21 protein-coding genes and 1 tRNA gene are annotated in these 26481 nt (G+C 65.7%); 10 read left to right on the top strand and 12 right to left on the bottom strand.

The window, feature by feature from the left end; genetic code table 11:
- Positions 1 to 289: 289 nt before the first annotated feature.
- On the bottom strand, positions 290 to 808 hold the full coding sequence (locus HFP89_RS11930; protein WP_168717881.1) for a hypothetical protein: 519 nt from the start codon (positions 806 to 808) through the stop codon (positions 290 to 292).
- A gap of 606 nt (positions 809 to 1414) precedes the next feature.
- Between HFP89_RS11930 and HFP89_RS11925 the strand changes: the two genes are divergently transcribed.
- From HFP89_RS11925 to HFP89_RS11885, 9 genes are all read left to right on the top strand, one after another.
- Positions 1415 to 1816 carry a nucleotide pyrophosphohydrolase gene (locus HFP89_RS11925; RefSeq protein WP_168717892.1) on the top strand — a complete coding sequence of 134 codons (402 nt, stop codon included), beginning with the start codon at positions 1415 to 1417 and terminating at the stop codon, positions 1814 to 1816.
- Between the two features lie 28 nt (positions 1817 to 1844).
- Positions 1845 to 2762: an HNH endonuclease gene (locus HFP89_RS11920; protein ID WP_240956340.1), complete on the top strand. Its 918-nt coding sequence runs from the start codon at positions 1845 to 1847 to the stop codon at positions 2760 to 2762.
- 17 nt (positions 2763 to 2779) lie between these two features.
- A complete protein-coding gene (locus HFP89_RS11915) occupies positions 2780 to 5239 on the top strand; it encodes a class I SAM-dependent DNA methyltransferase (protein ID WP_168717880.1) in 2460 nt (819 codons plus the stop codon).
- Between the two features lie 14 nt (positions 5240 to 5253).
- Positions 5254 to 6588, top strand: a complete 1335-nt coding sequence (locus tag HFP89_RS11910; protein WP_168717879.1) for a restriction endonuclease subunit S — start codon at positions 5254 to 5256, stop codon at positions 6586 to 6588.
- Positions 6582 to 7118: a hypothetical protein gene (locus HFP89_RS11905; RefSeq protein ID WP_168717878.1), complete on the top strand. Its 537-nt coding sequence runs from the start codon at positions 6582 to 6584 to the stop codon at positions 7116 to 7118. Before HFP89_RS11910 ends, HFP89_RS11905 begins: the two co-directional genes overlap by 7 nt.
- Positions 7108 to 7992 carry a hypothetical protein gene (locus HFP89_RS11900; RefSeq protein WP_168717877.1) on the top strand — a complete coding sequence of 295 codons (885 nt, stop codon included), beginning with the start codon at positions 7108 to 7110 and terminating at the stop codon, positions 7990 to 7992. Before HFP89_RS11905 ends, HFP89_RS11900 begins: the two co-directional genes overlap by 11 nt.
- A 94-nt stretch (positions 7993 to 8086) precedes the next feature.
- Positions 8087 to 9601 (top strand): RNA-binding domain-containing protein, encoded by a 1515-nt coding sequence (locus HFP89_RS11895; RefSeq protein ID WP_168717876.1) that lies wholly within the window; start codon positions 8087 to 8089, stop codon positions 9599 to 9601.
- Positions 9602 to 9605: 4 nt separating this feature from the next.
- Positions 9606 to 12722, top strand: coding sequence for a type I restriction endonuclease subunit R (locus HFP89_RS11890; RefSeq protein WP_168717875.1), 3117 nt, complete (start codon positions 9606 to 9608; stop codon positions 12720 to 12722).
- A complete protein-coding gene (locus tag HFP89_RS11885; RefSeq protein WP_168717874.1) occupies positions 12719 to 13429 on the top strand; it encodes a SprT family zinc-dependent metalloprotease in 711 nt (236 codons plus the stop codon). Before HFP89_RS11890 ends, HFP89_RS11885 begins: the two co-directional genes overlap by 4 nt.
- A 196-nt stretch (positions 13430 to 13625) precedes the next feature.
- On the opposite strand, the gene HFP89_RS11880 is transcribed toward HFP89_RS11885, so the two are convergent.
- The 11 genes from HFP89_RS11880 to def form a co-directional block, all read right to left on the bottom strand.
- Positions 13626 to 13712, bottom strand: a tRNA-Leu gene (locus HFP89_RS11880).
- 45 nt (positions 13713 to 13757) lie between these two features.
- Positions 13758 to 14330 (bottom strand): cysteine dioxygenase family protein, encoded by a 573-nt coding sequence (locus tag HFP89_RS11875; RefSeq protein ID WP_168717890.1) that lies wholly within the window; start codon positions 14328 to 14330, stop codon positions 13758 to 13760.
- A 14-nt stretch (positions 14331 to 14344) separates the two neighbouring features.
- Entirely contained in the window at positions 14345 to 15430 is a 1086-nt protein-coding gene (locus HFP89_RS11870; protein ID WP_206212345.1) for a homoserine O-acetyltransferase, read from the bottom strand.
- A 44-nt stretch (positions 15431 to 15474) separates the two neighbouring features.
- Positions 15475 to 16923 (bottom strand): TrkH family potassium uptake protein, encoded by a 1449-nt coding sequence (locus HFP89_RS11865; protein ID WP_168717872.1) that lies wholly within the window; start codon positions 16921 to 16923, stop codon positions 15475 to 15477.
- A complete protein-coding gene (gene trkA, locus HFP89_RS11860) occupies positions 16923 to 18299 on the bottom strand; it encodes a Trk system potassium transporter TrkA (protein ID WP_168717871.1) in 1377 nt (458 codons plus the stop codon). Before trkA ends, HFP89_RS11865 begins: the two co-directional genes overlap by 1 nt.
- Before the next feature lie 52 nt (positions 18300 to 18351).
- Positions 18352 to 19653 (bottom strand): response regulator, encoded by a 1302-nt coding sequence (locus HFP89_RS11855; RefSeq protein ID WP_168717870.1) that lies wholly within the window; start codon positions 19651 to 19653, stop codon positions 18352 to 18354.
- Positions 19654 to 19702: 49 nt separating this feature from the next.
- Positions 19703 to 21856 carry an ATP-binding protein gene (locus tag HFP89_RS11850; RefSeq protein WP_168717869.1) on the bottom strand — a complete coding sequence of 718 codons (2154 nt, stop codon included), beginning with the start codon at positions 21854 to 21856 and terminating at the stop codon, positions 19703 to 19705.
- Positions 21835 to 22368, bottom strand: a complete 534-nt coding sequence (locus HFP89_RS11845) for a DUF4390 domain-containing protein (protein ID WP_168717868.1) — start codon at positions 22366 to 22368, stop codon at positions 21835 to 21837. Before HFP89_RS11845 ends, HFP89_RS11850 begins: the two co-directional genes overlap by 22 nt.
- Positions 22319 to 23635: a 16S rRNA (cytosine(967)-C(5))-methyltransferase RsmB gene (gene rsmB / locus HFP89_RS11840; RefSeq protein ID WP_168717867.1), complete on the bottom strand. Its 1317-nt coding sequence runs from the start codon at positions 23633 to 23635 to the stop codon at positions 22319 to 22321. The genes HFP89_RS11845 and rsmB overlap by 50 nt, the downstream gene beginning before the upstream one ends.
- A 10-nt stretch (positions 23636 to 23645) precedes the next feature.
- The gene (fmt, locus tag HFP89_RS11835; protein WP_168717866.1) at positions 23646 to 24581 is read right to left on the bottom strand and encodes a methionyl-tRNA formyltransferase; all 936 of its coding nucleotides are present in this window, start codon (positions 24579 to 24581) and stop codon (positions 23646 to 23648) included.
- A gap of 7 nt (positions 24582 to 24588) precedes the next feature.
- Entirely contained in the window at positions 24589 to 25116 is a 528-nt protein-coding gene (def, locus tag HFP89_RS11830) for a peptide deformylase (protein WP_168717865.1), read from the bottom strand.
- Between the two features lie 148 nt (positions 25117 to 25264).
- Here def and HFP89_RS11825 point away from each other — a divergent pair, with 148 nt between their 5' ends.
- Positions 25265 to 26464, top strand: coding sequence for a LysM domain-containing protein (locus tag HFP89_RS11825; protein WP_168717864.1), 1200 nt, complete (start codon positions 25265 to 25267; stop codon positions 26462 to 26464).
- Positions 26465 to 26481: the final 17 nt, after the last annotated feature.

The raw sequence follows: 26481 nt of genomic DNA, 5'->3' as shown, positions 1-26481 counted from the left end.
CATCCCGGGGCGCCGAAGGCGAACCCGGGACCTCGTGACGCAATCGCCCTTCGAACCCGAGCAGGAAGAGAAACCGCCCGGCCGGTTCGCGCGGACATCCGCCCTCCCACAGGCGAAATCATCGCCGCCCCTTCCACACCTCCGTCATCCCGGGGCGCCGAAGGCGAACCCGGGACCTCGTGACGCAAACGCCCTTCGAACTCGGGCAGGAAGAGGAATCGCCCGACCGGTTCGCGCGGAAATCCGCCCTCCCGCAGGCGAAAGCATCGCCGCCCCTTCCGCACCTCCGTCATCCCGGGGCGCCGAAGGCGAACCCGGGACCTCGTGACGCAATCGCCCTTCGAACCCGGGCAGAAAGAGGGATCGCCCGCCCGGTTCGCGAGCAAGCTCCCTCCAACAGGAGAGTCAGCGCCGGCGCAGGATCGAAGGCCTGTTGGAGGCCGCTTGCGGGCGAAGGGTGGCCCGGTCGGTTCGCTCTAGAATCCGCCATCCGGCCATCGAGCCCGTTCGCGCCGGGCGCTTTCTGCTTACCCTGTGCCGCAGATCCAACCCGGTCCGGATCGCCGGTCCGCAGCAACGCCAGGCAGTGGGCCAGGGCATCCAGCGGTTCGTCGATCTGGTCGGGCAGCAGGTCGTCGCGCCAGGTATAGAACTCCAGCGCGCGCTCCGGCTTTCCGGCGCAGACGAAGTCGACGCCGATCCTCATTCGCTTGCCGGCGCCGTCATCGATGGTCCCGTAGCGCTCGATGTCCTTCCGGAGCGCGTTCCAGCCGCGCCGAGCGCGGGCGATGAGTTTCTGCTCGTCCATCGTTTCTCCCATTCCTTCCGAAGATTCACGGGTTGCCCGGTCCATGCAATGGCAGCGAGGTGCGTAAATCTGGGTGTCGCCTTAGCGGCAGGTTACGGTGGCGTCCTACAGCAGGGGCGTCAACCGCGCGGGGGGGGGGGTCGGCCTGTCCCGATGGCCTTCAATTGTCCAGTTCGGGCGTGCCCTGATCCACGCGAACGCCATCGCTCGATTCGGTCCTTACTTGCCGGGCGAGGCCAGTGGCTGTCCGGGTCACAGAGCACCGCCGTCCTATCCGACTCGACGGCTGTCCGAGAAGAAGATGGCAGCCGTCGATGACGGGCTGAGGACCGTGCTCGGGCTCTGATTCAGCAGTAAGCGTCGGAATGAAAAGGCCGCGTCCCGTCCGCCCGCCGGGATCAGGGCACGGTGCTGCCGCGCGAGGTGGCGCTCTTGATGGCGCGAAACAACCTCTACGAGCTGGTTTTCGTTTCGGATCAGCGAATCTGCGATATGCGGTCTGCCGAGAGCCTTTCCCCGGCCCGAATTGCATCGAAACTGCCCAGACTTGCACGACGTTCCCGTGCCGACCACAATCAGAGGCCGACCGACTCCTGGAGCGCCGCTATGCCCGAATGGCCCGAACTCGAGCGCTTTCAGTCCGAGTTCAGAGACTTCGTCGCTGAACGGGACTGGGACCAGTTTCACACGCCAAAGAACCTGGCCATGGCGCTTGTTGGCGAGGTGGGCGAGCTGCTGGAGCAATTTCAGTGGCTGACGGCCGAGCAGAGCGCCGAGCTCTCTCCCGAGCAGCTGGAAGAGGTGGCGCACGAAATCGCGGATGTCCAGATCTACCTGGCTGCCCTCGCGGACCGCTTGGGCATCTCTATCGGCCCGGCGGTGGCGCGGAAAATGGCCCTGAACGCGGAAAAATACCCGCCCGAGAAGGTGCGCGGCAGCGCGGCCAAGTACACCGCGTACCAGGCCCCGACGGCTTCGACTGGCAAGACCGACCCAGAATCGACATAATCCCGTAGGGCGCAGCGGGGGAAATGGTTTGACCGGAAAGTTCTATATCGGCGTGACGGATTCCAGGTGGTTTCACTACCTGGCGGCCCTGAAACCCGACGAAGTCAATTTCTGGATGCCGGGCGGCTCCGGATTCAAGGCCCTGCCGGAGGCCGGCCTGTTTCTGTTCAAACTCAAGAGCCCGAACAATTTCATCGTCGGCGGCGGTTTCTTCGTGCGCTACACCCGCCTGCCGCTGATGCTGGCCTGGGAGGCCTTCGGCCAGAAAAACGGCGTTGAAAGCCTGCCGCAGCTCCTGAGCATTCTGCGATCCCTGCGGCCTGAGATTCACCCCGCCGACGAAATCGGCTGCTGCATTCTGGCTCAGCCGTTCTTTTTCCCGAAAGAAAGCTGGATACCCACACCCGCCGACTGGTCGAAGAACATCGTTCGGGGCAAGGGCTATGAAAGCGATTCGCTCGAAGGCGCGAAGCTGCTCGAAGCCGTCCGCGAGCGGATGCCCGCCGTCGGCGAAACCGACGAGCTGCTCGACCCCAGCGGCGACCCGGAGCGACCGCTCCGAATCATCCGCGGCCGCCTCGGCCAGGGGGCATTCCGATCGCTGGTCACTGACGCCTACACCCGGCGCTGTGCGATTTCCGGCGAGCGGACCCTGCCCGCCCTCGAAGCTGCCCACATCAAGCCCTACGCCGAGTCCGGCCCCAATCGCACCGAAAACGGCCTGCTGCTGCGTTCCGACCTGCACCGCCTGTTCGACGCCGGATACGTAACGGTCACGCCCGAGCGCCGGATCGAAGTCAGCGGCCGGATCAAGGAAGAATTCGAGAATGGCCGGGATTACTACCGATTCCACGGAGAAAGGCTGAGGGTCGAACCGGGCAACCCGGCGGAAAGGCCCGATGCGGGCTATCTCGACTGGCACAATGAACGGGTTTTCCGACCCTAGAGCTTCCGTAACAACCTATGGCCATCAAGAAATCCGAACTCTATTCCTCCCTCTGGGCCGGCTGCGACGAGCTGCGCGGCGGCATGGACGCGTCCCAGTACAAGGACTACGTCCTTTTCATGCTGTTCATCAAGTACATCTCGGACAAATACGCCAACTCCGATGCCTTCGCCCCGCCGGTCATCATTCCCGAAGGCGCCGGCTTTGCCGACATGGTCAAGCTCAAGGGCAAGAGCGATATCGGCGACAAGATCAACACCCAGATCATCCAGCCGCTGATCGAGGCCAATCAGCGCCTAGCGCGCAGCGACTTCCCAGACTTCAACGACCCGAACAAGCTCGGCGAAGGCAAGGCGATGGTTGATCGGCTGACCAACCTGATCAGCATCTTCCAGAAACCCGAGCTGAACTTCGCCAAGAACCGCGCCGAGCACGACGATATTCTCGGCGATGCCTACGAATACCTGATGCGCCACTTCGCCCAGGAAAGCGGCAAGAGCAAGGGCCAGTTCTACACCCCCTCCGAGGTCAGCCGCATCATGGCCCAGGTGATCGGCATTGCACCCGACAACACCAAAGCCGCCACCACCGCCTATGACCCGACCTGCGGGTCGGGCTCGCTGTTGCTGAAGGTTGCCGCCGAGGCTGGCAAACACATCACCCTGGAAGGGCAGGAAAAGGACGTCACCACGGCGGGCCTTGCGCGCATGAACATGATCCTGCACGACTTCCCCACCGCCAACATCGTGCAGGGCAACACCCTGGCCAATCCCAAGTTCAAGGACGGCGAGGCACTGCGCACCTACGACTACGTGGTCGCCAATCCGCCCTTCTCCGACAAGAGCTGGAGCGCCGGCATCACCCCGGAAGACGACCCCTTCCAGCGTTTCGCCTGGGGCGCGCCGCCGGCCAAGCAGGGCGACTACGCCTACCTGCTGCACATCGTCCGCTCGATGAAATCCAGCGGCAAGGGCGCGGTGATCCTGCCCCATGGTGTGCTGTTCCGCGGCAATGCCGAGGCCGTCATCCGCAAGCAGCTGGTGCGCTCGGGTTATCTGAAAGGCATCATCGGCCTGCCGGCCAACCTGTTCTACGGCACCGGCATCCCCGCCTGCATCCTGGTGCTGGATAAGGACAACGCTCAGGCCCGCCGTGGCATCTTCATGATCGACGCATCCAAGGGCTTCATCAAGGACGGCAACAAGAACCGCCTGCGCGAGCAGGACATCCACCGCATCGTCGATACCTTCAACAAGCAGTCTGACGTCCCGCGCTACGCACGCAGGGTGCCCTTCGACGAGATTGCCGACCCGAAGAACGACTTCAACCTCAACCTGCCGCGCTACATCGATTCCAGCGAGCCGGAAGACCGCCACGACCTGCACGCCCACATGAACGGCGGCATTCCCGAGCGCGATATCGACGGCGACCCGACCGCGATCCCGCCGACGCCGGGCCTGGCCGCCTTCTGGCAGGTCTTCCCGACCCTGCGTCAGAGCCTGTTCAAAGCCAATCGCCACCCCGGCTATGCCGACCTGGCCGTGGAAGTAGCCGCCATCAAGCCCACCATCCTGGAACACGCCGAGTTCGCCGCCTTCCGAGGCCGCATCAGCGCCCTGTTCGCCGACTGGCGCCGCCGCAACCGGCCCGTGCTCAAGGGCTTCGGCATCGACGGCCTGCCCAAGACGCTGATCACCGAAATCGGCGAAGACCTGCTCGACAGCTTCCGTGCCGCGCCCTTGCTCGACCCCTACGACATCTACCAGCACCTGATGGACTACTGGCACGAAACCCTGCAGGACGACGCCTACGAAATCGCCGCCGACGGCTGGGTCGCCAAACCCCGCCGCGTGCTCGAAGAAATCAAGGCCGGCAAGAAAAAAGGCCAGATGAAAGAGAAAGGCTGGACCTGCGACCTCATCCCCAAGCCCTACATCGTCGCCCGCTATTTCGCCGAACAGCAGGCCGAACTGGACACCCTGCAAAGCGACCTCGACACCGCCTTAGCTCAGCTCACCGAGCTGGAAGAAGAACACGGCGGCGAGGACGGTGCCTTCGCCGAGCTGGACAAGATCAACAAGGGCGAAGTCACCAGACGCCTGAAAGAAATCAAGGGCGACCCCGAGTACGCCGGCGAGGCCAAGGTCCTCAGGCAATGGACCCAGATCGACAAACGCCAGAGCGAGCTGAAAACGCAGATCAAGAACGCCGACGCCGCCCTCGACCAGCTCGCTTATGAGAAGTACCCGGAACTCAGCGAGGACGAGATCAAGATCCTGGTGGTGGACGACAAATGGCTCACCGCCCTGGAAGTCGCCGTGCAGAACGAGCTGGAGCGGGTTTCCCAGACTTTGACCGGCCGCGTGCGCCAGCTGGCCGAGCGTTATGACGCCCCGCTGCCGCAGTTGAGCCGGCAGGTCGAGCAACTGTCGGCCCGCGTGGACGAGCACCTGAAAACCATGGGGGTGGCGTGGTGATGAAGGGGGAGGCGATGGAAGTTCGCGATGTCTCGGCGGAGTATGCGCCGCGGGTTGAGATGCCGGTGGTGCCGGAGGGCTACAAGCAGTCCGAGGTGGGAGTGATTCCGGAGGATTGGGAAATATCGACTATTGGCAATTTGGCCAGCATTAAGACTGGGCCATTCGGCACACTCTTGAAGGCAAGCGAATACTCCCAGGGCGACGGTGTCCCGCTTATTTCTGTAGGAGAGATTGGAAGCGGAAAATTTCGAGTATCTGAGCACACCCCTTTAGTGTCGGAAGATGTCATTCGGCGACTACCTCAATACGTATTAAAGACTGGCGATATCGTATTTGGAAGGAAAGGTGCCGTTGATCGGTCCGCACGCGTAACCGACGACGAAGATGGGTGGTTTCTGGGGTCAGACGGAATATCGGTTCGCCCGGATAAGAGGAACGACTCGAGCTTTTTGGCCTACCAGTTTCAGCGTCACGAAACCCAGCAGTGGCTGCTACAAAACGCTGTCGGCACGACGATGGCGTCACTTAACCAGAGTGTCCTGGGCCGCACTCATGTTGTTCTGCCCCCTAGTTATGACGAACAACGCGCCATCGCCACCGCCCTGAGCGATGTGGATGCCCTGCTGGAGGCGCTGGACCGCCTGATCGCCAAAAAGCGCAACATCAAACAGGCCACCATGCAACAACTCCTCACCGCCCAAACCCGCCTGCCGGGATTTGAGGGGCAGTGGGCAAAGCTACCCCTTGGCGACATAGTGACATTTCTGTCTGGCGGAACACCTTCGCGAAACAACGAGAGTTTCTGGGCGGGTGATATTCCGTGGATTAGCGCCTCCACTCTGAGGACCTTTTACATCTGCCGGTCCGATAGCAATGTAACTAAGGAGGCAGTCTCAGCTGGAAGCAAAATGGCTCCGATCGGCTCAGTATTGCTACTCGTGAGAGGCAGCGCGCTTCACAATGAGGTTCTTGCCGGGCTGGTGACGAAGCCCGTTTGCTTCAATCAAGATGTCAAAGCGCTTGTGCCGCAAGCTCGCATCTGCGGGCAATTCCTAGCTCTTCTGATGCATGGTCGAGCACAAGATTTGCTCAGCCTAGTTAGCTCTGCCGGAAATACCGCAGGCGTACTGGATACAAAACTGATCAAGGCATTTGAAGTGCAACTCCCCCCGCTTGACGAACAAGTTGCGATCGTGACAATCCTTGCCGACATGGACAGCCAACTCAAAGCCCTGCAACAACGGCGCACCAAAACCGCCGCCCTCAAACAGGCCATGATGCAGGAGCTGCTGACCGGGCGTATGCGGCTAGTGGATTCATATAAGCACGAGACGCAATCATGCTGAATACACTGGCCCGTTTCTTGCTTGTTTCCACGGCGCTCGCGCCGGTACTCGGTGCCGTGGCTGTCAATCAGGCGGCGCAGGGCGAGCCCTGGCTGCACTGGGGCAGCTGGCTTGTGGTGGCGCTGCTGCTGGTGTTTCTGTGCTGGGCAATGCTCCGCTACGCAGCGAAAAACGCACAGACTCAAGTTTTCCACATCAAGGCATTTGAGCGGTCAGACAAGGAGGTGCTGGCTTTCCTCCTTGCCTATCTTCTGCCATTTATTTCTCAGGACAGCGTAATGATCGACGGTAGCTGGTTGGTTGGGGCCTATGTGCTCGGGATCATCTTTCTGGTGATTGCCCATGCGGGCGCTTTTCACTTCAATCCAGTCATGGGGCTGTTGGGCTACCACTTCTATGCCGTGAAGAATGATGATGGGGTAACGCAGCTTCTGATAAGCAAGGAGGAGCTGAGAAAGCCAGGGATTGAGCTGAAAACAGTTTACCTGGCCCGCGGTATTTATCTGGACACGGGGGATCGTGATGTTTAGAGATTTTCAGCTTGCTGCCATCGTTGGGAAAGGCGCCAATGCGCGGCTGTTACGTGTACCGATGCACCAGGCATTACAGGAAACGCTGGCGGAAAGCTGGTGTGGGCAGTATGAGACTTTCCTGAGGGGTATTCAGGAGATTGATTTCGACGCCGGGTATCAAGCCGAAGAGCACGAACGTTTCCGGTTGGAGGACTACGAACTTCCTGGATACATTGCCGAACAGGATGGCGCATCCATCGCCGAATTGGATGCGATCACTAACGATGAACAATCGCTTGACATCACACGAGGTCTTGTCGCATTTGTCCGCACTGATGAAGGTGATAATCTGCTGCTGTTTCAGAATTTTAGCCGCTCCCATGTGATCCGTCCCGGGCGCTTTCTGTTTTTGCAAAGAAATACCTACGAAACCACGCAGCGCCCCGGCCTGACGCTGGCAGATAAACTGAGCGCCGTCTTCCTTTCCGATGAACAGAAACTGCTGTTTCATAATTTCCGGACAGTTAACAGTTTTCTGCCGCTGGCAGAGTTCTACAGTGAAGCATCGGAACAGCAGATCCGGGAGGTTCTGCAGCATGAGCTGTTTGAGCCGGAGGATTTGGATGCCCTCGCAGTCGATGCGCCGCAGTGGTTTCGAAAGCGCTTCGCGATGCTGAAAGATTCAGGTGTGCTCGATGACTACTCCGCAAACCAGATCAGAGAGCGCTCGGCCGGGTACGAAATCATAATTCAGGTTCGTAATGGACGCATTGTGTTCCCAGCAGAAAGGCCCGAGGCCAAGAAGCTTCTTCAGTTCCTCAATGAAGAGCTTTTCCGGGGCGCGATTACCGAAACGCTGTACGAAACCAACTCGAAGCGGGAGGCCGATTGATGAGTCAGTTGCTCTTTGTAGCGTTGACAATCCATTCGCCGATTGACTTGGTTGGTCAATGGAGTGAGGCGCTCGAGGGAGCAACGGGACCGGCATGACCCCTTCAGAACTCACCAGTCAGCTCGCCCGCGGCGAAGACAGCCACTACCAGTTCAAGCGCAACGCCACCAATGCCGACGGCCTTGCCGCTGAACTGGCCGCCTTTGCCAACAGTGGCGGGGGCTGGCTGTTTCTGGGCGTCGATGACGATGGCAGCATCGCGGGCCTGGCCGCCGCCGATGTTCGGCGCCTGAATCAGCTATTGAGCAATGCCGCCTCCCAGCATGTGCGCCCGCCGGTGCATCCGCTCACCGAAAACGTGCAAACCAACCAGGGCATTGTCATGGTGGTGGAGGTGCCCGATGGGCTGGCCAAGCCGTACCTCGACAATCAGGGTCGCATCTGGGTCAAGCAGGGGGCGGACAAGCGCCATGTAACCTCCCGCGAGGAAATGCAGCGGATGTTCCAGCGTTCCGCGCTGGTGTATGCCGATGTGGTGCCGGTGGCGGGGAGTTCGACGGACGATATCGACGACAAGGCGTTCAGCGTCTACTTTGAGCGGCGCTATGGTCAGACCAGCGAGTATTCCGGCCTGACGCGGGAGCAGCTGATGCAAAACCTGGGCCTCGGTGATGGTCAGGAGCTGAATCTTTCCGGCGTCATGCTGTTCGGCCGCAACCCGCAGCGCTGGCGTCCGGCCTTCGAGGTCAAGGCCGTGGCTTTCCCCGGCAAGGTGCTTCACGACACCCGCTACCTGGACAGCGAAGACATCAAGGGCACCCTGCTGGAGCAGTTCCGGGGTGCTTTCGCCTTTATCAAGCGCAATCTGCACCATGTGCAGCGCGGGCGGGGTTTCAATACGCCGGGGGAGCTGGAAATACCTGAAGTTGCGCTGGAAGAACTGCTGGTGAATGCCCTGATCCACCGGGACTATTTCACCAGTGCCTCGATCCGCGTGATGGTGTTTGTCGACCGGGTGGAGATCGTCAGCCCCGGCAACCTGCCGGACAGCCTCAGCCCGGAGGATATCCGCCAGGGCAAGACCATTCGCCGCAACCCTACGCTGACCGAACACGCCAGCCATATCCTGCCGTATCGCGGCATGGGCAGCGGCATTCCGCGTGCCCTGGAAGCCTGGCCGCAGATCGATCTGGTGGATGATCCGGCGGGCAATCAGTTCAGCGCCGTGGCCTGGCGGCCGGAGGCGGAGTGGGCGGCTGACGCCGACGCTACCAAGGCTACCGGGGAGGACGCCGGGGAAGTCACCCCACCAGTCACCCCACCAGTCACCCCACCAGTCACCCCACCAGTCACCCCACCAGTCACCCCACCAGTGGAGCAGCTGCTGGTACTGCTGGCAGAGCATGGGGAGTTGTCGAATTCAGGTATCCGGGAGCATCTCAAGCTCAAGGACCGTACTCATGTGCGTGAGCACTACATTGAGCCTGCACTGGCGCAGGGACTGGTGGAGTACACGATCCCGGACAAGCCCAACAGCCGCCTGCAAAAGTACCGACTGACTGCGGCCGGCCAGGCGCTGCTGAAGACCGGCCAGGACCAGAAGGAGTAGCCACATGGTCAGCCGAGCCCGCCCAGAACGACTGACGCAGAACCGCGTGGTCGAACTGTTCACCCGCCCGGAGGCGGAAGGTGGGCTGGGTTATCGCTACCTGGACGACTGGCACCAACGCGAAAACAATCGGCCTATCGAGCAGCAGCTTCTGCGCGCCAATCTGCGCGCGCGCGGCTATTCCGAGGCACATATCTCGGCCGGCCTGCAAAAGCTGGAGGCTGCCGCGGACGTCACCGGTGTGACCCTCTACCAGGCCAACCTGCGCACCTACAACCTGCTGCGCTACCCGGTCAAGGTGCTGCTCTCGCCCGGCCAGCCGCACGAGGATGTGCATCTGATCGATTGGGAGCGCCCGGAGCGCAACGACTTCGCGGTGGCCGAGGAAGTCACGCTCAAGGGCGGGCACGAGCGCCGGCCCGACCTGGTGCTGTATCTCAACGGTATCGCGGTGGCAGTGATCGAGCTCAAGCGCAGTTCGGTGGAGGTGGCCGACGGCGTGCGCCAGCTCATCACCAACCAGGAGCCGATCTTCAATGAGCGCTTCTTCAGCACCGTGCAGCTGCTGCTGGCCGGCAGCGATTCCCAGGGCCTGCGCTACGGCACCACCGGCACGCCGGAGCAGTTCTTCGTCCAGTGGAAGGACGAGGACGGCGGCGGTGAGACCTCGGCGGGCGTATTGCTGGACAAGCCGCTGGCGCAGATGTGCCGCAAGGCGCGCCTGCTGGACCTGATCCGTAACTTCGTGATCTTCGACGCCGGGCAAAAAAAGGTGCCCCGGCCGCACCAGTATTTCGGCGTCAAGGCCGCCCAGGAACGCATCGCCAGGCACGAAGGCGGGGTGATCTGGCACACCCAGGGCAGCGGCAAGAGCATCGTCATGGTGCTGCTCGCCAAGTGGATCATGGAGCATGATCCGGCCGCGCGTGTTCTGGTGATCACCGACCGCGATGAGCTGGACAAGCAGATCGTCGGTGTGATGCGCAATGCCGGCGTGGTGGGCGAGGATGGCCCGTCGCCGCGCATTACCTCGCGTGCCCAGTTCGTGGACATGCTGGGCGCGACGACTCCGCGACTACTCTGCGCCCTGGTGCACAAGTTCGACCCCGGCGACCTGCAGGGCGACCCGCCGCCGGTCCACGGGCGCTTCTACGTGTTCGTCGATGAATGCCACCGAACCCAGGGCGGCCGCATGAACCGGCAGATGAAGCGGTGGCTGAGCGAGGCCATCTTCATCGGCTTTACCGGTACGCCGCTGCTGCGCAAGGACAAGCAAACCACCCGCGAGGTGTTCGGCACCTACATCCACACCTACAAATTCCCGCAAGCCGTCGCCGATGGCGTGGTGCTGGATTTGAAGTATGAGGCCCGCGATGTGCCCCAGCGCCTGACCTCGCAGCAGGCCATCGATGCCTGGTTCGAGCGCAAGACGCGAAACCTCAACAATTACCAGAAAGCGGTGCTACGCAAGCGCTGGGCCACACTGGAAGAGTTGATGAGTGCGGCTGAGCGCAAGCAGCGAATCGTTGCCGCCATCATCGAGGATTTCAGCCTCAAGCCGCGCCTGAACAATGACCGCGGGACGGCGATTCTGGTTGCGGCCTCGATCTACGACGCCTGCCACTACTTCCGGCTGTTTCAGGGCACGTCGTTCGGCAAGTACTGCGGCATCATTACCTCCTTCGAGCCCAACCACAACGCGATCTCCCGCGAGCCCAGCGACAGCGACGAACGCTACAAATTCGACACCTATACGCAGTACGTGCTGAAAGACGGCCAGCGCACGACACAGTACGAGGCCGAGATGAAGCGCTGCTTTATCGATGAGCCGGCGAACACCAAGCTTCTGATCGTGGTGAGCAAGTTGCTGACCGGCTTCGACGCGCCCTCATGCAGCTACATCTATCTGGACAATGAGCTACGCGACCACAACCTGTTCCAGGCGATCTGCCGCACCAACCGGCTGGATGGGGACGACAAGGACTACGGATACATTGTCGACTTCAAGCAGCTCTTTGGCGACGTGCAGCAGGCTATCGCGGTCTACAGCTCCGACGAGCTGGATCTGGACGACGGCGGCGCGGCCGGGAACAATGTCGAGCTGAAGAACTGGCTGAAGGAAGGCCGCAAGAAGCTCGATACCACTCGTGAGGCGCTGAAGTATCTCTGCGAGCCCGTGCCGCCGCCGCGAGAGATCGAGCATTATCTCCACTATTTCTGCGGCAAGGCCGGCACGCCGGAAGCGCTCGGAGAAACCGAGGTGTTGCGGGTGTCGTTCTACAAGGCGGTTGTCAGCTTTGTGCGCGCCTATGCGGCGATTTCGCAGGACCTGGAAGCGGCCGGCTACTCGGCGCCGGACATTGACCGGTTGCAGGACGAGGTCGCCTTCTTTACCGAGGTGCGCGCCGCCATCAAGCGGCATTCGGGCGAGGAGCTGGACATCAAGCCCTACGAGGCGGACATGCGCCACCTCATCAACACTTATATCCAGGCCGACCCAGCCAGCAACCTGGGGGGCGTCGATCGCTATTCGCTGGTGGAACTCATCATCGAGACCGGGATCCACGATGCCATCGCGAAAAAGCTGAACCAGAAGGGCAAGCTGTCGAAGAACGCCGTGGCCGAGGGCATCATCAACAATGTTCGAAAGACCATCATCCGCGAGCAGCTCACCGACCCGCGGTTCTACGAAAAGCTGTCCAGGTTGCTGGAGGACTTGATCTCGGATTGGCGAAAAGGCGTCGCGTCCTACGAGGAGTTTCTTGGACGGGCCGAGTCTCTGATCCGAAAAATGCGGGCAGGCCACGCGACCGAAGACGTTCCTGCCGCGCTTGCAGGGAACCAGCCGGCCATCGTCATTTACAACAACCTGCCTCAGATTCTGGCCCAGACGCAACCGCCAACTCTGATGCAGGATGACGAACAGGAATACGCAGATCCGAACATCTCGCTGGCACTGGCCATAGACCAGGCCATGCGCGAGGAAGCGCCGGCTGGATGGCGTGGCGACGATGCGCGCGAACGGCAGGTGCTCAATGCCCTGTTCCCGATCCTGAACAGAAATCGGGAGGCCACGCAGGCGGTCTTCGAGCTGGTCAAGAAACAGGCAGGCTATCCGTGACCGAACGCATCGTGCTGGGTGAGATCACCATCGCCGTCACACGAAAGCCGGTCAGGAACGTGCATCTGTCGGTTCACCCGCCGGATGGCCGGGTCACACTGGTGGCTCCGAGCGACACCCGTCTCGAGGTCGCCAGAGCCTACGCAATCGCGAAACTCGGCTGGATACGAGATCAACAGGAAGCGCTCAAGAATCAGGCCCGCGAAGCGCCACGTCAGTACGTCGAGCGAGAAAGCCACTATCTCTGGGGGCGGCGCTACCTGCTTTCCGTCGATGAAAAGCAACAGCGCCCCGGCGTAAGGCTGGATCACAAGCGGATTCATCTGACGGTCAGGCCCGGGTCAGACCGGGACAGGCGCGCCGAAGTCATTCACGCTTGGCATCGGCAGCTATTGCACGAAGCGATCCCCCCCTTGATCCGTTGCTGGGAGCCCAGGCTCGGCGTCGAGGTTCGCCGCTACTTCATTCAGCGCATGAAGACAAAATGGGGCAGTTGCAACACGACGAGCCGCACGATTCGTCTGAACACCGAGCTCGTGAAGAAGCCGAAAGACCTTCTCGAGTACATCATCGTGCACGAGATGGCCCACTTGATCGAATCCACACACAATGACCGATTTGTCGGTCTACTCGACAGGCACTATCCGAACTGGCGGGAGTCAAGAAACGAACTCAACGCGCTGCCCCTTTCGCACGAACAGCAGTAGTCCAGCTTATTCCTGCCTTTCTGATCGGGCAAAAACGAGAGCCCCAAGACGGCTCTGGCGCATCCTCAAAAGAGGAGCTGTGGTTTCGGAGGCGCCGACCCCTCTCGATAGATCGGGCAGTAGACAAATCGCGGAGGAGGGTACTGCTCTCCGTGGTCCATCTGGAGTCGACTTCCAAGTGGGGGGAGAACTGAAATGGTGCCGGGGGAGGGACTTGAACCCTCACTCTGTTTCCAGAACCGGATTTTGAGTCCGGCGTGTCTACCAATTCCACCACCCCGGCAGGGGTGTTGATGCGCGCTGATTGTACCGCCGGGGCGGCGCGCCGTCAGGCCGCGTCGAGGTGCAGTTCGCGCTTGCAGCGTTCGTACCAGTCGTCCTGGAGCGGGGCGAACACGCAGCATTCGGTCATTTCGCCGGCGTAGATGTGGATGGTCACGGCGGTGCGGTCGGCCGACGGGTTGGCGATCGTGTGGTATTCGTGCGGCGGGATCAGGCTGCCGGCGCTGCCGACGCCGGCGCGCATGGTGGTGCGGGGCTCGAGGCGGAAGCGGTCGCCGCGCGTTTCGGTCAGTTCGTACTGGACGACCTCGATCTCGCCCTGCCAGACGGCCTCGACGCACCACATGCCGCTGTGGTCGTGGATCGGCGTGGCCTGGCCGGGGCCCCAGGTCATGGCCATGACCGTGTAGCCGCGGCGGTCGTCCTTGTGGATCAGGCGGCGGCCGTAGCTGTTGCCCGGGCATTCGAACACGCAGTCGGGAAGGTCCAGCGCGCGGGCTTCGACCAGCTGGCACAGCACGTTGCGTACGCAGTCGGTGATGGTTCGGGCGCAGTCGCCGTCCATGACCCCGTCGAGGCGGTCGATCAGTTCCTGCTTGCCGTCGAATTCCAGCGTCATTTCAGTCACTTGGGTTATTCCAGCCAGGTCGCGATCGGTGGGCCGAACTGGTCGAAGTCTACCAGAAAGGCATCGTGTCCCTTGGCCGAGGGCAGGGCCTGGAAGGCCACGTCGGCCTCCTCGGCCTCCAGCGCCGCGGCCAGGTCCTGCTGCTGCCAGAGCGGGAACAGCAGGTCGGATTCCACGCCCAGCACCAGCGCCTTGCCGGTGAAGCTGCGCTTGAACAGGGCGCGCAGGCCGTGGTCGGTGTCGCAGGCGTCGAACAGGTCCATGGCGCGCGACAGGTACAGGTAGCAGCAGGGGTCGAAGCTGCCGACGAACTTCCGCGCGTGCGATTCCAGGTACGACTCGACCTCGAAGCGCATGCCGAACTGGGTGGCCGGGAAGTAGTCCTGGTGCCGGCGGCCGAAGCGGTCCTGCCACTCGCTGGCCGAGCGGTAGCTGATCATGCCCAGCTTGCGGGCGATGCGCATGCCGACTTCCGGCCAGTCGTCTTCCGTGTAGTGGCCTTCGCGGAAGTTGCGGTCGGTGACGATGGCCTCGCGCTGCAGCGAGCGGATGGCGATCGCGAAGGGCGTGGCCGAACAGGCCGTCGAGATCAGCGCCAGCCGGTCGGTGGAGTTCGGAAAATGCTTGATCCAGGCCAGCGCGGTCAGGCCGCCCATGGACGGGCCGACGACGGCGGCCAGGTGGTCGATGCCGAGGTGATCGACGACCAGCCGCGCGGCGCGGGCCACGTCGTCGATGGTCAGTTCGGGAAAGCGCAGGCGCCATGGCCGACCGGTCTCGGGGTTGATGCTGGCCGGGCCGGTCGAGCCCTTGCACGAGCCCAGCGAGTTGACGCAGAGCACGAAGTAGCGGTCGGTGTCGATCGGCTTGCCGGGGCCGATCATGTCCTCCCACCAGCCCGGATCGGGGTCGCGCTCGCTGGACGCGGCGTGCGCGCCCGGCGACAGCCCGGTGAACAGCAGCACCGCGTTGCTGCGCTCGGCGTTCAGCGTGCCCCAGCTTTCCCAGCCCAGCTGCAGGCTGGACAACCGCCCGCCTCGGTACAGCCCGAAGGTGTGGCGGTGCACGTAGTAGTTGGTGGCCGGTCCCATGGCGACAAGCATACCGCCGCGCAGGCCGATTGTTCAGTGCCTGCTCAGTGTTTCCAGTAGGTCGGTGTCAGCAGGACCAGCACGGTGAAGATCTCGAGTCGGCCGAGCAGCATGGCGAAGCTCATCAGCCACTTGGTCGCATCGGTCAGCCCGCCCCAGTTGGCGCCGGCCTCGCCGAGCGCCGGGCCCAGGTTGTTCATCGCCGAGAACACCACCGACACCGAGGTGACCAGGTCCTCTTCCAGGCTCGAGACGATCAGGGTCAGGATGACGATGCAGACGATGTACAGCGACACGAAGCCCCAGACCGCGTTGGCGACCTCCGGCTTCAGGGTGCGGCTGCCGAACTTCAGCGGCACCACGGAGCGCGGGTGGATCAGCCGCTTGAGTTCGCGCAGGCCCTGCTTGGACACCAGGTAGACGCGCACGATCTTGAACCCGCCGGTGGTCGAGCCGGCGCAGCCGCCCAGCCCCGAAATCAGGATCATCAGCAGCGGCAGCGTGCCGGGCCACAGATACACGTCGGCGGTCGTGAAGCCGGTGGTGGTGGTGTAGGACACGGCATGGAACACGGCGTAGCGCAGCGATTCCCAGACGTCGCCGTAGACGCCCTGGCGCCACAGCAGCACGGTGATCAGGATCGAGATGCCGAGCAGCAGGATGCCGAACAGCTTCAGCTCCGGGTCGTTGAAGTAGACCTGGGCGGTGGCCCGCCGCAGCGCCAGGAAGTGCAGCGCGAAGTTCATCGAGGCAACGAACATGAACAGCACCAGCAGCCACTCGATCAGCGCGCTGTCGAACTCGGCCACCGAGGCGTCGTGGGTCGAGAACCCGGCCGTGGAAATGGTCGTGAAGGCGTGGGTGATGGCGTCGAAGAAGGTCATGCCGGCCGCCCACAGCGCCAGCGTACAGACCAGGGTCAGGCCGATGTAGATCAGCCACAGCGCCTTGGCGGTCTCGGCGATGCGCGGGGTGAGCCGGTTTTCCTTGACCGGGCCGGTGACTTCGGCCTTGTAGATCTCCATTCCGCCGATCCGGAGCATCGGCAGGATCGCCACGGCCAGGACGATGATGCCCAGTCCGCCCATCCACTGCAGCTGCTGGCGGTACCAGAGGATCGAGATCGGCATGTCGTCGAGCCCCGACAGCACGGTGGCGCCGGTGGTGGTGATGCCCGAGGTCGACTCGAACACCGCGTCGGCCAGGCCGATGTCCAGCACCAGGTACAGCGGCAGCGCGCCGGCCAGCGCCACCGCGCCCCAGCAGGCGACGACGACCAGGAAGCCGTCGGCCACCCGCAGCTCGCGGCGGTTGGTCCGCAGCGGCACGTACAGCAGCGCACCGATCAGCGCGACGGTGACCAGGCTGATCAGGAACGGCACGGCGCCGCCGTCGTTGCTGGCCAGGGCGAAGACCAGCGGCGGCACGAAGCCGGCCGACAGGAACATCAGCAGCAGCCCGACGACCCGCAGGACCGGCGCGTAGCTGCGCATCAGACGAACACGGCTTCGACCGCGAACAGCCGCTCGACCTCGGCGACCTCGCGCTTGTCGGCGACGAACAGGATGACGTGGTCCTCCGGCTCGATGACCACGTCGTGGTGGGCGATGACCACCTCGTCGCCGCGCACGATGGCGCCGATCGAGGTCGATTCGGGGAGCGGGATCGAGCCGATCTCGCGGCCGACGATCCGCGACCGGCCGGGGTCGCCGTGGGCGACCACTTCGATCGCCTCGGCCGCGCCGCGCCGCAGCGAGTGGACCCGGACCATGTGGCCCTTGCGCATCAGCGTCAGCAGCGCGCCGATCGTGATCTGCTGGGGGCTGACGGCCACGTCGATCCGGTCGGACTCGACCAGGTCGACGTAGGCCGGGCGATTGATCAGGGTGATGACCTTCTTCGCACCCATCCGCTTGGCCAGCATCGACGACAGGATGTTGGCCTCGTCGTCATTGGTCAGCGCGCAGTAGACGTCCATTTCGTCGATGCCTTCCTCGCGCAGCAGGTCCTCGTTGGCCGCGTCGCCGACCAGCACGATGGTGGTGTCGACGTCCTCGGCGATCCGCTCGGCGCGCTTCGGATCGCGCTCGATCAGTTTGACGTGGTGGTCGCGCTCCAGCCGCCGGGCCAGCGCGGCACCGATGTTGCCGCCGCCGGCCAGCAGCACGCGTCGGGCCGGGCCGGAGGTCGCGCCGAAGGTGCCCATGACGTCGCGGATCTTGTGGGTGGGGGCAAGGAAGAACACCATGTCGTCGACTTCGATGACGGTGTCGCCTTCCGGCATGATCGCCTCGTCGCGTCGGAAGATCGCCGCGACCCGGGCGTCGACGCCGGGCGGCAGTTCTTCGGGCAGGCTCTTCAGCGCCCGTCCGACCAGCTTGCCCTCGCGGATGGCGCGGGTCGCGACCAGCTGCGCGCGGCCGTCGGCGAAGTCCAGCACCTGCAGCGCGCCGGGGTATTCGATCAGGCGCTGGATGTGGTCGGTGACCAGCTTCTCGGGGCTGATCAGCACGTCGATCGGCGCATGCTCGCGGGTGAACAGTTCGGGATGCGAGAGGTAGTCGGCGGCGCGGACCCGGGCCACCTTGGTCGGCGTGTTGAACAGCGAATAGGCGACCTGGCAGGCGACCATGTTGGTCTCGTCGGAGTTGGTCAGCGCGATCAGCAGGTCGGCGTCCTCGATGCCGGCCCGGATCAGGGTTTCCGGGTGCGCGGCGTGGCCGAGCACGGTCCGGATATCGAGCTTTTCCTGCAGCTCGCGCAGCCGCTCGGGGTCGGTATCGACGACCGAGATGTCGTTTTCCTCGCGCGACAGCGAGTAGGCCATGCCGGAGCCGACCTGGCCGGCGCCGAGAATGATGATGCGCATCAGCTGCGTCCCGTTGCGGCGCGGTCTTCGGTCGGGCGCGGTTCGGACAGGATCATGCGTCGTCCTCCTGGATCTTCTTCGGGTCGATGCCGAGCTGCTTGAGCTTGCGATAGAGGTGGGTGCGTTCCATTTCCACCGCGTCGGCCAGCTGCCCGACGCTGCCGCCGACCTGGCGCAGGCGGGCGATCAGGTACTGGCGTTCGAAGGCTTCGCGGGCTTCGCGCAGCGGCAGCTGGAACAGCGGCGAGTCGGTCAGCGTGGCGCCGCTGGCCTCGTTGCGGGCCGCCCGGGCCAGCGCGGCTTCGACGTCGTCGACGTCGACCGGGCTGTCGCGGCCGTCGAGCAGGCCGCGGATCACGTCGACCAGCTCGGCCAGGTTGCCGGGCCAGTCGTGCTGGCGCAGCCGGTTCTGGGCCGGCAGCGGGATGGGCCGGTAGGTCAGGCCGTCCTCGGCCGGCAGCCGTTCGGCCAGCAGCCGGACCAGGTCGGGAATGTCCTCGGCGCGCTCGCTGAGCGCCGGCAGCCGGGCTCGATACGGACCCAGCTTGGCCAGCAGGGCCGCCGGCGGTGCGCCGGCGCCGGGCAGCCGGGAGGCGATCACGCGCACCGCGCGGCCGCCCCGGCTCTCGACCGCGGCAAGCAGGTCGCCGAGACGCTCGATGCCGGCCTCGTCGAGCTGGTGCAGGCGGTCGAGGTAGACGGTGCGGGGCGGATCGTCGCGGTCGAGCGCGTCGGTCCAGACGGCCAGCCGGTCGCCGGCCGGGTCGCAGACCGCGTGCGCGAAGCGCCCACCGCCGGCCTGGGCGTGCACCCAGCGGGCCAGGGTCGTGCAGCCGGTGCCGGGCTCGCCTTCGATCAGCAGGTGGCCGGGCGCCCCGGCGCAGACCTCGGCGATCGCGCTGCGGACCCGCTCGATGCCGGCGCTGCGACCGATCGGCTCCAGGCCGTCGGATTCGTCGCCGGTCGCGCCGATCGGCGATTCGCGCCGGCCCTCGCTCAGGGCGCGCTTGATCGTGGCCAGCAGGCGGGCCATCGAGACCGGCTTTTCGATGAAATCGAACGCGCCGTGGCGGGTGGCCTCGACCGCGGCCTCGACCGAGCCGTGGCCGGAGATCATGACCACCGGGCAGAGCAGCTCGCCGCGCTCGCGCCAGTCCTTCAGCAGGGTCACGCCGTCGCAGCCCGGCATCCAGACGTCGAGCAGGACCAGGTCGACCGGGTGTTCGGCCAGGCAGCGGCGCGCCTGGTCGGCGTCGCCGGCCAGGTCGGTCTGGAAGCCTTCATCGTCGAGGATCTCGCCGATCAGCTCCCGGATGTCCGGCTCGTCATCTACGATCAGTATGCGTTCGGGCATCGGGCGGGTGGACGGCGGGGTCTTGAAACCGCGCCAAGGATAGCGCAGATCACTTTGCGGCAGGCGCAGGCACCGGCAGCTCCAGGGTCAGCCGGGCGCCGCCGCCGGGCGGATTGTCGGCCCGGATCCGGCCACCCATGGCATCGACGATGCGATGGACGATGGCCAGGCCCAGCCCGGTGCCGCGCGGCTTGGTCGAGGCGTAGGGTTCGAACACGCGGTCGAGCAGCGTCGGATCGAAGCCGGGGCCGTCGTCGCGCAGTTCCAGCACCAGCCAGTCCCGGTCGTCGTGGCTGCCGAGGTCGGTCCGGATGGTCAGCCGTGGCGCGCCGTCGGGATGGGCTTCGCGGGCGTTCTGGATCAGGTTGTTCAGGATCTGCCGGAACTGGCCGGGATCGCCCAGCGGGCGGACCTCGCCGGCCTCCAGCGCCAGCACCACGGTCACCCCGCTGTCGCCGGCGGTCCACAGCTCGACGACGTCGCGGATGAGCGCCTCGATGTCGAGCGGCTCGCGCCGGACCACGCCCGGCCGGGTGTAGTCGCCGAAGGCATCGACCAGCTCGCGCAGCGCGTCGACCTGGTGGATGATGGTGCGCGTGGCCCGGTCGAGGACCGGACGGTGGGCGTCGTCCAGCGCCGGTTCCAGGCGCAGCTGCAGGCGCTCGGCGGCCAGCCGGATCGGCGTCAGCGGATTCTTGACCTCGTGCGCCAGGCGCTGGGCCAGTTCGGCCCAGGCCGCCTGGCGCTGGGCCTGATCGAGTTCGGTGACGTCGTCGAAGACCACCACGTGGCCGGCTGGACGCTCGCCGTCGCCGGGCAGCACCGAACCTCGGCAGACCAGCGCCAGCGCGGTATCGGCCCGCTCCAGCTTGATTTCCCGTCGCCACGCCGCGCCGCCCTGGTCGATCCGGCGGTCGACCTCGTCGAACATCGCCGCCAGCGCCGGCCGGCCTTCGGCCAGTTCGGTCGGGGTCAGGCCGAGGACCTCGGCCAGGTCCAGGCCCAGGATGGCCCCGGCGCTTTCGTTCATGGCCTTGAGCCGACGCCCGGCATCGAAGGCCAGCACGCCGGCCGACAGCCGGCCGAGCACCGCCTGCAGGTAGGCCCGCTCGGTGTTCAGTTCGCGCTGGGCGGCCTCCAGTTCGGTGGCCATTTCATTGAACGATTCGACCAGGAAGCCCAGCTCGTCGCGGCTGGGCACCGCCAGCGTTTCGGGAAACTCGCCGCGGCGCATCAGTTCGGTGGCGTCGGCCAGCTCTCGGATCGGCCGCACGACCCGCTTGGCGGCATTGAAGGCCATCAGAATCGCCAGCAGGGCGGTCATCGCCAGGACCAGCGACAGGATCAGCACGAAGCTCTGCTGCAGCCGCTGACGCAGGAAGGCCACGTTTTCCTGTCGGAAGTAGGCCTGCTCGATCCGACCGGCCAGGGCGGCGAACTCGTCGGGCAGCGGGAAGATGCCCTGCAGCGCGTGCGCCTCGCCCAGCGCCCCCTCGACCGGCAGCAGCACCCGGATCTGCAGCCCGTTCTCGCTCGGTTCGGCGGCCGCCCAGGTCTGGCCGCGCCCGGCCTGCGACAGGGCGAAGGACGACGGCAGGTCGGCGACGATGCGCGATGGATCGATGTGCACCAGCGCCTCGACCTGGCCGGACGGGTCGAGCAGGGTCAGCTCGGCCGGTCCGGCCGAGGACACCTGCCGGAACAGGTAGTCCAGCCGCCGCTCCTCGTCGCCGCCCGGCGGCAGGCCGTCGGCGATCCGGCGCATCCGGTCGCGCGCCTCGCGGGTGCGCAGGTCGAGGAACAGCTGGCCGAGCTCGATCGAGTCGGCCAGCGCGGCCTCGGTGCCGGCGTCGAGCCAGCCGGCGATGGTCTCGGTCAGGAACTCGGTGGAGAACAGCCAGACGATGACCACCGGCGGCAGCGCCAGTGCGGTGAAGATCGAGACCAGCCGGGCCCGAAGCCGCGCCCCGGGGCGGCCCTGGCGCACGTCGCGGACCAGCCGCACCAGCCGGGTCGCGATCGCCGCCAGCAGCACCAGCAGCGCGATGCCGGTGACCAGAAAGATCCACAGGCTCATCCGGCCGAGCTGGCCCGATTCCTGTTCGACGTTGGCGACCAGGAACAACGCCGACAGCAGCAGCCCGGCGAAGGCCGCCAGCGGCAGGGCGCGAAGAAGCCGTTTCAGGAAGGTCCGAAGTGCCATGTATGCCAGCTGCCGCCCGGGTGCCACTGGGCGGAGAACAGGGTGGGCAGGTGCATCGGCGGCGGCAGCGCGTCGCGGTTGATCCGGGCCCGGATCTGCAGCTGCAGGGGACGCTCGGGGGCAGCCGCTGCGGTCAGCCCGGTGGGCAGCACGCGCGGCTCGGCCAACGCCTCGCGCAGCAGCCAGAAACGCGGAAAGGTCCGGGTCGTCGCGCCTTCCTGGAGCTGCCACTGTTCGAGCAGCGGCAGGTAGCGGATCTGCAGCGCAACGGTCCGGGTCTCCAGTTCGCGGGCGATCGGCCCGTAGCGGCGGCCGAGTCGCACTTCGAGATCGATCTGCAGCTCGACGCCGTGCTCCAGCGCCTCGCGGATGGCCGGGCTGGGCTGGAAGTTCACGCCGGTCTCGACGACCAGCTGCTCGCCGACCCAGCGCACGACCGGGTCGAGCTGCAGCGTCCCGCCGTCAGGCCCCGTCGGCCGGCAGCCGGCGCAGAACAAGGTAATAGAAGCCATCACGATCCAGGCTGCCCGGCAGGATCTGGCGACCCGGGTCGACGGCCCGAGTCTCGGGCAGTTCGAAGGCGACGGGCTCGGCATCGGATTGACGTTCAAGGAACTTGCGGCCCCGGTCTCGGTTCTCCGCGTGCAGTATCGAACAGGTGGCGTAGACAAGCAAACCGCCCGGCCTCAGCAGCGACCACAGCGCCTCGAGGATCGCGTCCTGGATCGCCGCGTTGGCCTCGATGTCGGCCTCGCGCCGCAGCCAGCGGACGTCGGGGTGGCGGCGCAGCACGCCGGTGGCCGAGCACGGCGCATCGACCAGGATGCGGTCGAACGGCCGACCGTCCCACCACGGGTCGGGTCGTGCGGCGTCGGCCACGGCAGCCCGGCCGCTCAGGCCCAGCCGGGCCCAGCCGGTCTCGATGCGCCGGGTGCGGGCCGCGTCGCGGTCGATCGCGAGCAGCTCGACATCGGCGCGCTCGAGGATGTGGGCGGCCTTGCCGCCCGGCGCGGCGCAGGCATCCAGCACGCGCTGGCCGGCGGCCAGGTCGAGCAGGTCGACGGCGACCTGGGCGCCGGCGTCCTGGACCGACAGGTGACCTTCGCGAAACCCGGGCAGCTGGCCGATCGCCGCGGGCCGCTCGAGTCGGATCGCGTCGGGCAGCCGGGCATCGACGGTGCAGGGCAGGCCGGCCGCTTCCAGCGCCGCGCGTGCGGCCTCGACGGTGGTTCGCCGCCGGTTGACCCGCAGCCAGGTCGGCGGCGGTCGATTGCCGGCCGCCAGGATCGCATCGGCGTCGTCCGGCCAGTCGGTCCGGATCCGTCGCGCCAGCCAGCCGGGCATCCCGTAGCGCAGCACGTCGTCGTCGCCCGGCTCCGGGCCGGGCGGCGCGCGCAGCTCGGTGCGCAGCACGGCATTGACCAGGCCGGCCATCGGCGCGGCGCCGCCCGCGCGCACCGCTTCGACCGCGGCGTGGACCACCGCCGGCGCCGGTTCGCGTGCGTCGTCGAGTTCGTCCACGGCGATCGCCAGCAGGAAGTGGATCCAGCGATTGCGGCGGGCCAGCGGCTTGCGCAGCCGCGCCCGCACGCGCGCATCCAGCGCCGGCCAGTTGCGCAGCACCCGGTTGCACAGTCGGCGGACCTGGGCGCGGTCGCGGGAGGCGTCGAGCCGGTCGCCGAGGCCGTCCAGCGCGTCGGTCAGCGCGCGGCCGCGGTCGAGCACCTCGGTCAGCGCATGCGCCGCGGCCAGTCGGGGTCGCGCACCGGTCGCCGCCATCGCGCCGCCCTCAGCCGCGCCACTCGGGGCGGGCGTTGAGCCAGTCGCTGGCCGTCATGCGGCGTTTGCCGGGGGCCTGCAGTTCGAGAATCGACAGCGCGCCGCGGCCGCAGGCCACGCGCAGCTCGTCCGGGACGCCGCGGCCGGTGAGCAGCTGGCCGGGCGCTGTGTCGCCGACGTCGAGCTCGATCGGCCGGGCGCGGAAGATCCGGACCGGCTGGTCGACCAGCTCGGTGAAGGCGACCGGCCAGGGGTTGTAGGCGTGGATGTGGCGAGCGATCGAGGCGGCATCGGCGGTCCAGTCGATGCGCGCGTCGTCCTTGCGGATGCGCGGTGCGTGGGTGGCGCGCGTCTCGTCCTGGGCGATCGGCGCCGGCAGTGTGCCGTCGGCGCGCCGGGCCAGCGCCTCGCGCAGCACCTCGGCGGCCAGCACGGCCAGCCGGTCGTGCAGGTCGGCGGCGGTGTCCTCCGGTTCGATCGCCACGGCGGCGTGCAGCCGGACCGGGCCGGTGTCGAGGCCGGGGTCCATCTGCATCAGCGAGATGCCGCTGCGGTGATCGCCGGCGCGGATCGCCTGCTGGATCGGGCTGGCCCCGCGCCAGCGCGGCAGCAGCGAGGCGTGCAGGTTCCAGCAGCCCTCGCGCGGCCAGTCGAGCACGGTCGGCGGCAGCAGCAGGCCGTAGGCGGCGGTGACCAGCAGGTCGGGCTCGAGTTCGAGCAGCGCGGCGCGGTCGGCCTCGCCGGTCAGTCGTTCGGGCTGCAGGACCGGGACGCCGGCGGCCAGCGCGTGCTGCTTGACCGGGCCGGGCCGGAGACTGCGTCCGCGGCCGGCGGGCCGATCGGGCTGGGTCAGTACCGCCAGCACGTCGGCGTCGGCCAGGGCCACGTCCAGCGCCGGCACGGCGAACGCCGGGGTGCCGGCAAAGACCAGTCGGGCGCGGCTCATGCGCGGGTCAGAGCGCCTGCGAGGCCGGTTCGCGTTTCGCCTGGCGCAGCTGTTTCTTCATGCGGCGTTCGATCATCCGGCGCTTCATCGGCTTGAGGTAATCGATGAAGACCTTGCCGTCGAGGTGGTCGATCTCGTGCTGGATGCAGACCGCCATCAGGCCGTCGGCTTCCAGCTCGTAGGGCTGTCCGTCGCGATCGAGCGCGCGCACACGGATCGCCTCGGCGCGCTCGACTTCGGCATACTCGCCGGGGACCGAGAGGCAGCCTTCCTCGCAGATCTGGCTGCCGCTGCGATCGACGATCTCGGGGTTGATCAGCACCTGCGGCTCGTCGCGCGAGTCGCTGACGTCCATGACCAGCATCCGGACGTGATGATCCACCTGGGTCGCGGCCAGTCCGATGCCGCGCGCGGCGTACATCGTCTCGAGCATGTCGTCGGCCAGCTGGCGGATTTCGTCGTCGACCGCGTCGAGCGGGCGGGCCACGGTGCGCAGGCGCGGATCGGGAAACTGGAGGATGGTCAACTGGCTCATGACATGAACAATGTGACTTAAGGCTCAGAATTACAATGAATCGGAGGGTGGAAAATCCCCCGCTTATGAGTATGATAGCGCAGGAAGGTGACCAAGAACCGCAATGATGCGGGGCTGATCGCGTGTCGGCGTATCCGGGAGGAATTCAATGAAGAAGCTGTGTATCACGATGATCGCGCTGCTGGTGGCCCTGCCGCTGGTGGCCCAGGACGTCGAAATCCGGGAGGATCATCCGGGCGAATACGTCGTGCAGGAGGGGGATACCTTGTGGGATATCGCCGGCCGGTTCCTGACCCGGCCGTGGCAGTGGCCGGCCATCTGGCAGGCCAATCCGCAGATCGAGAATCCACACCTGATCTATCCGGGCGACCGGCTGTCGCTGATCTACGTCGACGGCCAGCCCCGACTGGTCATCAACGCCGACGGCACCCGCAGGCTCGGGCCCGAGATCCGACGCGAGGCCGTGACCGGCCCGATCACCACGGTTCCGCTCGGCGCGATCGAGCCCTATCTGACCCGCCCGCGCGTGCTCGGGCCGGACGAGCTGGCCGCGTTGCCCTACGTCGTTGCCAACCAGGACGAGCGCTACGTCGCGGCCCCGCCGGACTACAGCTACGTGCGCAACCTGCCGGACGCACCGCTCAACAGCGAGTACATGCTGGCTCGCCTGACCTCGCAGTTCGAGCGGGTCGATGCCGACCAAGGCAGCGCGATCCGGCAGAACCAGCTGCGCAACAACCGCGGCGCCGTTCCGAGCGACCAGCGACCGGTCGAAGTGGGTGCGCGCGGCGGCTGGAACCCGTTCAGCCGCTTCGGTCAGCGCGGCGATGTGGTCGGCTACGGCCTGTGGGAAGTCGCCCGGGTGCGGCTGGCGAAGAACGGCGATCCGGCCACCGTCGAGATCATCGACGCCGAGCTCGACGTGCGCGCCGGCGACTACCTGCTGCCGCTGGACCCGTACCTGTACGACCTGACCTTCTACCCGCGTCCGCCGGAGCAGGCCATTCCCGACGGCGCCCGCGTCATCGGCACCTTCGGCGGCGAGTACGGGGTCGGTCACTACCAGATCGTCACGCTGGACCTGGGCCGCAACGACGGCGTCGAGCCGGGCGTCACCTTCTCGGCGTTCCGGCCGGGCCAGAGCGTCGAAGACGGCTTCAATCGCGGCCTGCGCGGCCGCCCGGCGCCGGCCGGCGACCTGAAGCGTTCGGTCGACCTGCCCGAGCAGTACGTCGGCGTGATGATGGTGTTCCGCGCCTTCGAGGAGGTCAGCTACGCGCTGGTCATGGACGGCAAGCGCGCGGTGAGCAGCGGCGACCGGATCGCCCACCCCGATCGACGGCTCTGAGCGTCTGCGGGGGCGGG

This window comes from Wenzhouxiangella sp. XN79A (assembly GCF_012272825.1).
In the GTDB taxonomy this organism is placed as follows: domain Bacteria; phylum Pseudomonadota; class Gammaproteobacteria; order Xanthomonadales; family Wenzhouxiangellaceae.
This window is presented reverse-complemented; position numbering and strand designations above follow the sequence as displayed.